General features: G+C 71.9%; 8 protein-coding genes. 1 reads left to right on the forward strand and 7 read right to left on the reverse strand.

The annotated features are described in order from the left end of the window. Positions 1–72: 72 nt before the first annotated feature. The 7 genes from H0487_RS20130 to H0487_RS20160 all read right to left on the reverse strand — a co-directional run bounded on the left by H0487_RS20130 (position 73) and on the right by H0487_RS20160 (position 8,410). Entirely contained in the window at positions 73–1,338 is a 1,266-nt protein-coding gene (locus H0487_RS20130; protein ID WP_183096014.1) for a class I SAM-dependent methyltransferase, read from the reverse strand. Further along, entirely contained in the window at positions 1,335–2,642 is a 1,308-nt protein-coding gene (locus tag H0487_RS20135; protein WP_183096015.1) for an SAM-dependent methyltransferase, read from the reverse strand. Before H0487_RS20135 ends, H0487_RS20130 begins: the two co-directional genes overlap by 4 nt. After that, the gene (locus tag H0487_RS20140) at positions 2,639–4,759 is read right to left on the reverse strand and encodes an FAD-dependent oxidoreductase (RefSeq protein WP_183096016.1); all 2,121 of its coding nucleotides are present in this window, start codon (positions 4,757–4,759) and stop codon (positions 2,639–2,641) included. The genes H0487_RS20135 and H0487_RS20140 overlap by 4 nt, the downstream gene beginning before the upstream one ends. An 8-nt stretch (positions 4,760–4,767) precedes the next feature. Then, the gene (locus H0487_RS20145) at positions 4,768–5,541 is read right to left on the reverse strand and encodes an anti-sigma factor (protein ID WP_183096017.1); all 774 of its coding nucleotides are present in this window, start codon (positions 5,539–5,541) and stop codon (positions 4,768–4,770) included. After that, a complete protein-coding gene (gene sigK / locus H0487_RS20150; protein WP_183096018.1) occupies positions 5,538–6,149 on the reverse strand; it encodes an ECF RNA polymerase sigma factor SigK in 612 nt (203 codons plus the stop codon). Before sigK ends, H0487_RS20145 begins: the two co-directional genes overlap by 4 nt. A gap of 48 nt (positions 6,150–6,197) precedes the next feature. Continuing rightward, on the reverse strand, positions 6,198–6,842 hold the full coding sequence (locus H0487_RS20155; RefSeq protein WP_183096019.1) for a fasciclin domain-containing protein: 645 nt from the start codon (positions 6,840–6,842) through the stop codon (positions 6,198–6,200). A 68-nt stretch (positions 6,843–6,910) separates the two neighbouring features. Then, positions 6,911–8,410, reverse strand: a complete 1,500-nt coding sequence (locus H0487_RS20160) for a molybdopterin-dependent oxidoreductase (protein WP_183096020.1) — start codon at positions 8,408–8,410, stop codon at positions 6,911–6,913. Positions 8,411–8,505: 95 nt separating this feature from the next. Between H0487_RS20160 and H0487_RS20165 the strand changes: the two genes are divergently transcribed. Beyond that, the coding region (locus H0487_RS20165) for an enoyl-CoA hydratase-related protein (protein ID WP_183096021.1) at positions 8,506–8,929 on the forward strand (424 nt) is incomplete at its 3' end.

Here is an 8,929-nt window from a genome sequence, read left to right on the forward strand (position 1 = left end):
CAACCAGTGCTGTCGCTGTCATCGTGCCCGCCGATGCGACGGCGACAGACACGAGAGCGAGCAGCACGGCGGTCACTCCGACCTCTCCCACGGGAGCGTGTGGGGTGCGCCCGGTCGCACCATGAGGATCTGGTCGACGCCCATCCGCCCGTCGCGGAAGGCCATCGACCCGCCGACGAGGTAGAGCCGCCAGACGCGGACCATCTCCTCACCGACCAGGGCGGTGATCGCGTCGAGGTTCTCCTCGAAGCGCTCGATCCAGCCGGCGACGGTCAGCACGTAGTGCTCGCGCATCGCGTGCACGTCGCGGACCTCGAGGCCGGAGGCCTCGAGCAGGCCGACGGTCGCGCCCACGGGCCGCATGTGCATGTCCGGGGCGATGAAGGACTCGATGAACGGGCCGCCGCCGGGCCAGGGTCCGGAGCGGGACATCTGCTGGACGAGCACCCGGCCACCCGGTCGGACGGAGTCGCGGAGCACCCGGGCGTAGGTCGGGTAGTTCGCCTCACCGACGTGCTCGCCCATCTCCAACGAGGACACCGCGTCGTACTCCGCGCCCTCGAGAGGGACGGCGTCGCGGTAGTCGCAGAGCCGGATCTCGACCAGGTGGTCCACCCCACGACGTCGGGCAGCCGCCTCGGCGAACCTGGCCTGCTCGCGGGAGATCGTGACGCCGGTGACCTGGACGCCGAAGTGCTCGGCCGCGTGGAGCGACAGCGAGCCCCAGCCGCAGCCGATGTCGAGCAGCCGCATGCCGGGCTCGAGCCCGAGCTTGCGGCAGACCATGGAGAGCTTGGCGTGCTGGGCCTCCTCGAGACCTACCTGCTCGTCGGCGTGGTAGCCGCACGAGTAGGCCATCGTGGGGTCGAGGATCAGCGAGTAGAAGTCCGTCGAGAGGTCGTAGTGGTGGCTGATCGCCTTGCGGTCCCGCTCGCGGGTGTGGAGGCGGCCCCGCACCTTGGCCTGGGTCGCCGGTGCGGCGGGCGGCCGGCCGAGGAGGCCGAGCCCGGCCGCCGAGCGCACGGCGGTCGCGAACGCGCGCACCGAGGGCCGCTTCCGGCCGCCGAGGTCGCGGGAGCGGGCGACGTCGAACGCGAACGTGAGGGCGGCGTCGAGGTCGCCCGGCACGTCGAGCTCACCGGTCACGTAGGCCTGGGCCGCGCCCAGCTCACCGGGCTGCCAGAGCAGCCGGCGCAGGGCGTCCGGAGAGTTCAGCTCGACCAGGGGCGCGTCCTCGGGGCCGGCCGTCGAGCCGTCCCACGCGACGAGCCGCACCGGAAGCTCGCCCCCGATGAACGGCGAGACCGCCGCCTCGAGCCGCGTCGCGACCGCGCTCATCGGGTCTCGTCCCCGGTGAGCGGCTCCCGCGCCAGGGTCAGCTGGTGGTCGTCGATGTAGCCGGCGGCGAAGCCCGCTCGGCAGTACTCGAGGTAGAAGTGCCACATCCGGCGGAACGTGGAGTCGAACCCGAGCTCCGCGACCTCGTCCTCGGCGGCGATGAACGCCTCGTCCCACAGCCGCAGGGTGCGGGCGTAGTGCTGACCGATCGCGAGGTCGTCGACCACGCGCAGCGAGGTGTGCTTCGCCGTGGTCTCCTCGATCGCCCGCACGGACGGCAGCGCGCCACCGGGGAAGATGTACTTGGTGATGAAGGTGTGAGTGTCGCGCGTCGTGAGCATCCGCTCGTGGGGCAGCGTGATCGCCTGGATCGCCACCCGGCCACCGGGCGCGAGCACGTGGTCGATGGTCTGGAAGTACGTCGGCCAGTACTGCCAGCCGACCGCCTCGATCATCTCCACCGAGACCACGGCGTCGTAAGCGCCGGCGGTCGCGGCCGAGTCGAGCAGCGCCCGGTAGTCGCACAGCTCGACGTCGACCCGGTCCGTGTAGCCGGCCTCGTCGATCCGTTCGCGGGCCAGGTCGAGCTGCTCGGAGGAGAGTGTGATCGTGTGGACCATCGCGCCGCGGGCAGCGGCACGGATGGCGAGCTCGCCCCAGCCGGTGCCGATCTCGAGGAGCCGGGTGCCCTCGCCGACGCCGGCCTGGTCGAGCAGGCGGTCGATCTTGCGGTGCTGGGCTGCCACGAAGTCGGACCGCTGGCCGCGGGCCGGGTCGTCGAAGATCGCCGACGAGTACGACAGGGTCGGGTCGAGGAAGAGCCGGAACAGGTCGTTGGACAGGTCGTAGTGGTGCGAGACGTTGGACCGCGTGTTGCGTCGGCTTCCGCGGTGCGTCCGCGGCACGCGGGTGACGACGACCGAGCGGAGCCGCTGGAGGGAAGCCGGCACCAGGTCGGACATCTCCGCGGCGAGGACGGTGAGGAAGTCACCGAGTGCATCGGGCGAGGCGTCGGTGCCCTCGTCCCACGCTCCCGTCAGGTAGGCCTCGCCGAACCCGATGAGCTGGTCCTTGGCGAGCCGGGCGTAGAGCTCGTCGGGTCGGTTCACGTGGATCTCTGGACCACCTCGGCCGATGGTCTCCGCCGGGCGGGTCGGCGTCGCCGCGAGGTGCACGGTGACGTCGAGCCGGTTGACGGCGGAGTGGAACAGCCGGCGCGCGATCCGGGCGCCGATGCCCGACGACGGGACCTGGTCCAGGCCGGTCCAGCGCTGGATCCCACGCCGTTCGTGAGTGACGGTCATCGGACACCTCCGGTTCGGGGGGCGGGCGGGATGGCGGTGCGGGTCGTGCTGGGCGTCGTGCTGGGCGTCGTGCTGACGGGCAGCTCGGGGGGCCGGTAGGTGGGCCGCGGCTGGACCGGCAGGCCGCGCAGCCAGAGCACGATCCCGTGCAGCCGGATGAGCGCAGCCCCCCGCAGCGCCGAGAGCGCGACCGACGGCGCGCGCCGCGCGGGCGTCCCGGTGACGGTCGCGGAGAACCGCGTGCCGTCCTCGGTGTGGAGCGTCACCGACACCGAGAGGTTGCCGCTCGCCGGGTCCGGCGGCGGCGCGACGACCCGGTAGTGCCCGTCGGTGCCGTGGAACGGTGACACGTAGAGCGCCTTGTCGACCCGTCCGGCGCCGTGGTGGTCGGTGGGGACCAGGTAGGCGTGGCGGTCGCCGTAGGTATTGTGGACCTCGACGACGGTCGCGTCGGGCCGGCCACGACCGCGCGGGTCCGCCCACCACCAGAAGACGGTGATCGGGTTGAAGCAGTGACCGAGGGCGCGCGGGTGGGCGACCATGAGGACCCGGCCCTCGCGGGTGTCGGTGCCGTGCTCCTCGAGGAAGCGGTCGAACGCCTGCCGGATCGTCGCCGCGTCACCGTCGAAGTGGTCACGGGCGTCCCAGCGACCGGTCAGCCACGAGAGCCGGCCACGGGCCGGGAGTCGATCCAGGTCGACGACCCAGGTGCGCGAACGGTGTCGGAACGAGCGGCGCATCGGCGCGCGCCGGGTGTGGGTGATCGTCGTCAGGTAGGGCGTCGGCTCGAGATGGGTCTCGGCGGCCGGCGCGCGGTCGGGGAGCACGGCGGGCGGCCAGCGCAGGCCGAGCCGCTCGACCGCGGCGAGGCCCGATCGAGCACCGTCCTCGTGGAACCCCCAGCCGTGGTAGGCACCCGCGAAGACCACCCGGTCGGTGTCGATCTCGCGGAGCCGCTCGCGGGCGGCCACCGACGTGGTCGTGTAGAGCGGGTGCGCGTAGTCGCGCCGCGCGATGACCGTCGCCGGGTCGACGAGGTGCTCGCCGCCGAGGGTGACCAGGTAGTGGGTCGGGGTGGGGAGCCGCTGGAGCCGGGTGAGGTCGTAGGTCACGAGGACCGCGTCCTGCGTGGCGGCCGGGCGGCGGAAGTTCCACGACGCCCACGCGTTGGCGGCTGCCGGCAGCAGGCTGGTGTCGGTGTGGAGCAGGGCGGTGTTGGCCGAGTACGGCAGCGCGCCCAGGATCTCCTGCTGGACCTGGCTCGGGTCCGCGAGGAGGGAGAGCGCCTGGTCGGGGTGGGTCGCGACCACCACGGCGTCGTACTCCTGCTCGTCGACGGCCGTGCGGACGCGGACACCGTCAGCAGTCTCGATGATGGCGTCGACCGGCGCGGAAAGTCGCACCCCGCCGCCGGAGGCGACCAGCGCCGCGGCGACCTTGTCGACATAGCTGCGCGAGCCGCCGCTCACCGTGCGCCAGGCCGGCGAGCCGAAGACGCCGAGCATCCCGTGGTGGCGCAGGAACGTGAAGAGGTAGGCCGCGGGGTACTCGGTCGCGACCGTGGGGTCGCAGGACCAGACCGCGGCGATGAGCGGCTCGACGAAGTGGCGCCGGAAGTAGGGGCTGAAGCCGCCCCGCTCCAGGAAGACCGCGACCGTGAGGTCGGGGCTCACCTCGCCGCCGTCGTCGACGGTCGCGAGCAGCCGGCGGGCCATCCGGTGGAAGCGGGGGATGTCGGCCAGCATCCGCAGGTAGCGCGGGTCGTGGAGGTTGGCCCTTCGCGGGAACAGCCCCCGGGCACCAAGGGCGCCGGCCCACTCCAGGCCGGTCTCCTCGTCGCTGGTGGACATCGACATCTCCGACTCCTGCGTCGCCACGCCGAGCTCGTCGAAGAGGCGGAGCAGGACCGGGTAGGTGCTGCGGTTGTGCACGATGAAGCCGGTGTCGATGGCCAGGTCCTGGCCGGTCGCCGCGTCGGGCACCCGGTGGGTGTCGGCGTGACCGCCGAGCCGGTCGTCCGCCTCGTAGAGGGTCACCTCCGCGGTGCGGGAGGCAACGTAGGCCGCAGTGAGCCCGGCGACGCCGGACCCGACGACGGCGAGCCGTCGGGGAGTCATGGTTCTTCCTAGGCCTCGAGCTCGAAGAGTGCGATGGGCGTCGAGGTCGGGATCGCGGACCCGCCGTCGGGCTCGATCGTGATGCCGACCGCGCGAGCGTCGCTGGCGTCCCCCTCCAGGAGGAAGACGGCGTCACTCAGGTCGGGCATCAGGCCGGCCGGGACCATGTCGCCCCGCGGGCTCTGCAGCCAGAGCTCGTAGACCTTGCCCTCGGGGGCGAGGGCCATGTCCTCGGTGAGGATGACGGCCCGGCCCTCGGCCGGGGAGAAGACGACCTTGGCGGTGGCGCCGTCCGGGAAGCGCTGCTGCACCACGGCCCGCTCCGGGTCGTCGAGCACCCGCTCGGTCACGGTCGTCGCGGGCGGCTGGTCCTCGGTCGACCAGGGCTGGAGCCACACGGTGGTCAGCAGCGCGACCACGACGAGCGCGGCGGCCACGAGCATCGGTCCGGCGGACGTGATCCACGGACGCCGAGTGCTGACGCGGTGCGTACGGGCGGGGGCCTGCTCGGTGAGCGGCGGCAGCGGCCGGATCTCCTCGATCCCGGCCAGGACCGAGGCGCGGAGCGAGGCGGGCGGCTCCACCGCGTCGACCGAGAGCGCGGCCACGGTCTCGTGGAAGGTCTCGACCTCGAGCCGGCACTCGGAGCAGCCGCGCAGGTGCACCTCGAAGCGCACCCGCTCGATGTCGTCCAGAGCGTCGACGGAGTAGGCACCCGACAGTGCGTGGGCGTTGTCCCACTCGGGGGTCCCGCCCCTCAGGTCCGTGTCGTTGTTGCTCATCGTCCTACTCCGATTGTGTCCCGCAGGCGGATGAGACCGTCGCGGATCCGTGTCTTCGCTGTCCCGACCGGTAGGTCGAGGAGGGCAGCCACCTCGGTGTGGGTGTAACCGCCGAAGTACGCCAGCTCGATCGCCTCGCGCTGTACGTCGGTCAGGCCCCCGAGCGCCGCGCGGACCCGTCGGGCCTCGAGCGAGGCCTGGGCGGCGTCAGCAGTGACGTCGTGGTCGACCGTCTGGTTCTGGTGGTGGTACGTCGTGTCGCGGCGGGTGGACGCCTCGGCACTGCGGACCCGGTCCACCGCCTTGCGGTGGGTGATGGTCAGGAGCCAGGACACCGCGCTTCCGCGGGCCGGGTCGAAGCGGCTGGCCGTGCGCCAGATCTCCAGGAACGCCTCCTGCGCGACCTCCTCGGCCTGGGCCGGGTCACGCACCACCCGCACCGCGAGCCCGTGGACCCGCGCTGCCGTGGCGTCGTACAGCTCGGCGAAGGCGGCACGGTCGCCGCGGGCCGAGCGTTGGAGGAGGTCCGCCAGCACTGCGGGTGCAGAGCCGTCGCCGGCCGGCACCCCCACGAGGGGGGCACCGGCCGGCTCGGGAACGGGTTCCATGGAGATGATCTTTCCGCTTCTTCCGCGATCAGGCCATCGTCCTCAGGGTCACTTGACCCCGGTGAGGACCTTGTCGATCACGTAGACGGTCGCGTTGGCGGTGGGGATGTTGCCACACAGCACGTTCGCGGTGACGGTGCCGTCGGAGACGGTCATGCCGTTCTCGTCGCCCTCGATGGTGAGGGTGTCGCCGGCCAGGGTGTCCTGGTCGCCCGCGACAGCGTCGGTGTCAGCGTTCGCGCCGACCACGTGGTGGGCGAGGATCTTGTAGAGGGTGCTGTCCTGACCGTCGGCCATGCCACCCTCGACGAGCGCGGTGAGGTCGGCCTCGGGGATCTCGGCGAACGCGTCGTTGATCGGCGCGAACACGGTGAGGGCCTCGGCGTCGTTGAGCGTGCCCGCGAGGCCGTCGACGGCGCCGACGGCGCTGACCAGGGTCGTGAGGAGCGGGTTGTTGCTCGCGGCGGTCGCGACGGGGTCCTTGACCATGCCGTCGAACGAGCCCTTGCCGTCGGTCGGGATCGAGGCGCAGCCCTCGCCGAACGTCTGGTCGCCGGCGCTGGTGGACTCGTCGCCGGAGCCGCCCTTGTCCTTGCTGTCGTCGGAGTCGTCACCGCACGCGGCGAGGGAGACCGAGAGCGCGAGGACCGCGGCAGCGATTCCGGCGTTCTTGCGGAGGGAGTTGAGCTTCATGGTGGTGCCTTCCTTGGGAGGGTTGTAACAGTCGTTCGGAGTGCTGGTGCGTCCGGATGGGACGTTTTTCAGACGATTTCGACGATCAGCTCGTGGATGCCGCTGGAGCCCTCGGGGAAGGGCTCGGCCTTGACGGCCGTCTGGGTCTCGCCGTCACCGGAGACGGCGCGTGCGGCGATGCGGTGGGAGCCCTTGTCGGCGGGCCACTTGAAGAACCACTGCCGCCAGTAGTCGCTGCCGGCATCGGGACCGAGGGTGGCGTCCTGCCACCCGCCTCCGTCGATGCGGACCTGGACCTTCTCGACACCGCCGAGCTGCTGGGCCCAGGCGACACCGCCGACCACGACCTCTCCGGCGTCGAGCTGGTCGAGGGCGTTGGGGGTGTCGATGCGCGCCGAGATCTTGATCGGCGCGTCCGTCGCCCAGCCGCGCTCGGTCCAGTAGGCCTCGCGGTCGTCGTACGTCGTCAGGGTGAGCTTGGTGAGCCACTTCGTTGCGCTGATGAAGCCGTAGAGGCCGGGGATCACCATCCGCACGGGGAAGCCGTGCTCGCGGGGGAGTGCCTCGCCGTTCATGCCGACGCAGATCATCGCGTCGCGGCCGTCGGTGGCGAGGTCGAGAGGGGTGCTGATCGTCATCCCGTCGAAGTCGGTGGACAGGATCTGGTCGGCCTTGCTCCCGACGCCGGCGAGGTCGAGGACGTCGGTGAGGCGGACACCCAGCCAGCGGGCTCCGCCGACGTACTCGCCGCCGACGCTGTTGGAGACGCAGGTGAGGGTGATGTCGCGCTCGATCATGGGCATCGCGAGGAGCTCGTCGAACGTGAGCGTCACCTTCTTGTCGACGTCACCGTCGATCGTGAGCGTCCAGTCCTCGCTGTCGACCACCGGGGTGTCGAGTCGGGTGTCGACGCGGTAGAAGTCGTCGTTGTCGACGCGGAACGGGGTGATGCCCTTGACCTGGTCGTCCAGCCCGCGCGGGAACGTCGGGGCCGGCTCCGTCGGGTCGGGCAGCGCGACGTCCTCGGGGCGGAGCCGGAGCCGGTTGATCAACCGGCCGCCGACCCCGCCGAGCACGGCTGCCGCCCCCAGCACGCCAGCCGCGATGAGGATCCCGCGTCGTCCGGAGCCCTCGGCGGCGGTGGCCGACTGCTCGCGCGCCAGCCAGGCGAGCGCGAGGACGGCGGTCACGGCGGCGACGAGGCTCGGGCCGAGGTCGAGGACCGAGGCCTGGGGGCGGGTGAGGACGGCGACCGCAGCGACCCCGACGAGGACGAGCAGCAGCACGGCGCCGTACCGGGTCCGGCGGCGGGCGAGGATCCCGGCGACCCCGGCGAGGACGAGCACGCCGGCCAGGACCGAGCCCTGGAGGATGGCCTTGTCGGCGCTGCCGAAGGTGCGGATCGCCCACTCCTTCATCGGCGTGGGGGTGAGGTCGATGACCGTCGACCCGACCGCGAGCACGGGCGAGGTGTCCGCGACAGTGACCGCGGCGACCAGGTGGGCGAGCCCGAGCCCGACCAGGGTCGCCAGCACGCCGTACGCCGCCCACAGCAGTCTCGTCCTCATGGCAGGTGTTCGGTGCGGTCGGCGTCACGGATGGGTGGACAAAGAAACAGTCAGGACTGATTGTAATTTTCGAGGCGTTTCAGCAGGATGGAGACATGACCGACGCAACGGCGCCCGACGAGCTCGTCCACTACGAGGTCGCCGACCGGATCGCGACCATCACGCTCGACTCGCCCCACAACCGCAACGCGCTCTCGCGCCAGCTCGTCACCGAGCTGTTCGAGCGCCTGGAGCGCGCGGACCAGGACCCGGACGTCCTCGTGGTGCTGCTGAAGTCGTCGGGCCGGGTGTTCTGCTCGGGCGCCGACCTCTCCGAGGCGTCGACGACGCCGATGGAGGAGGGCGCCCGGGCGATCGTGCGGATGCAGCGCACGATCGCGGGTCTCGCCAAGCCGGTCGTGACCGTGGTCGAGGGCGCCGCCCGGGCGGGCGGGATCGGGATCGTGGCGGCCTCCGACATCGTGCTGACGGCCGACGACGCCACCTTCGCGCTGACCGAGGTCAAGCTCGGGCTCGCCC

The sequence above is a fragment of the Nocardioides stalactiti genome (genome assembly GCF_014180715.1).
In the GTDB taxonomy this organism is placed as follows: Bacteria; Actinomycetota; Actinomycetes; order Propionibacteriales; family Nocardioidaceae; genus Nocardioides; species Nocardioides stalactiti.

Coding starts and splice junctions, on each gene's coding strand:
- sigK (WP_183096018.1), bottom strand. CDS start 6,149: ATGGAACCCGTTCCCGAGCCGGCCGGTGCCCCCCTCGTGGGGGTGCCG.
- H0487_RS20155 (WP_183096019.1), bottom strand. CDS start 6,842: ATGAAGCTCAACTCCCTCCGCAAGAACGCCGGAATCGCTGCCGCGGTC.
- H0487_RS20140 (WP_183096016.1), bottom strand. CDS start 4,759: ATGACTCCCCGACGGCTCGCCGTCGTCGGGTCCGGCGTCGCCGGGCTC.
- H0487_RS20145 (WP_183096017.1), bottom strand. CDS start 5,541: ATGAGCAACAACGACACGGACCTGAGGGGCGGGACCCCCGAGTGGGAC.
- H0487_RS20130 (WP_183096014.1), bottom strand. CDS start 1,338: ATGAGCGCGGTCGCGACGCGGCTCGAGGCGGCGGTCTCGCCGTTCATC.
- H0487_RS20135 (WP_183096015.1), bottom strand. CDS start 2,642: ATGACCGTCACTCACGAACGGCGTGGGATCCAGCGCTGGACCGGCCTG.
- H0487_RS20160 (WP_183096020.1), bottom strand. CDS start 8,410: ATGAGGACGAGACTGCTGTGGGCGGCGTACGGCGTGCTGGCGACCCTG.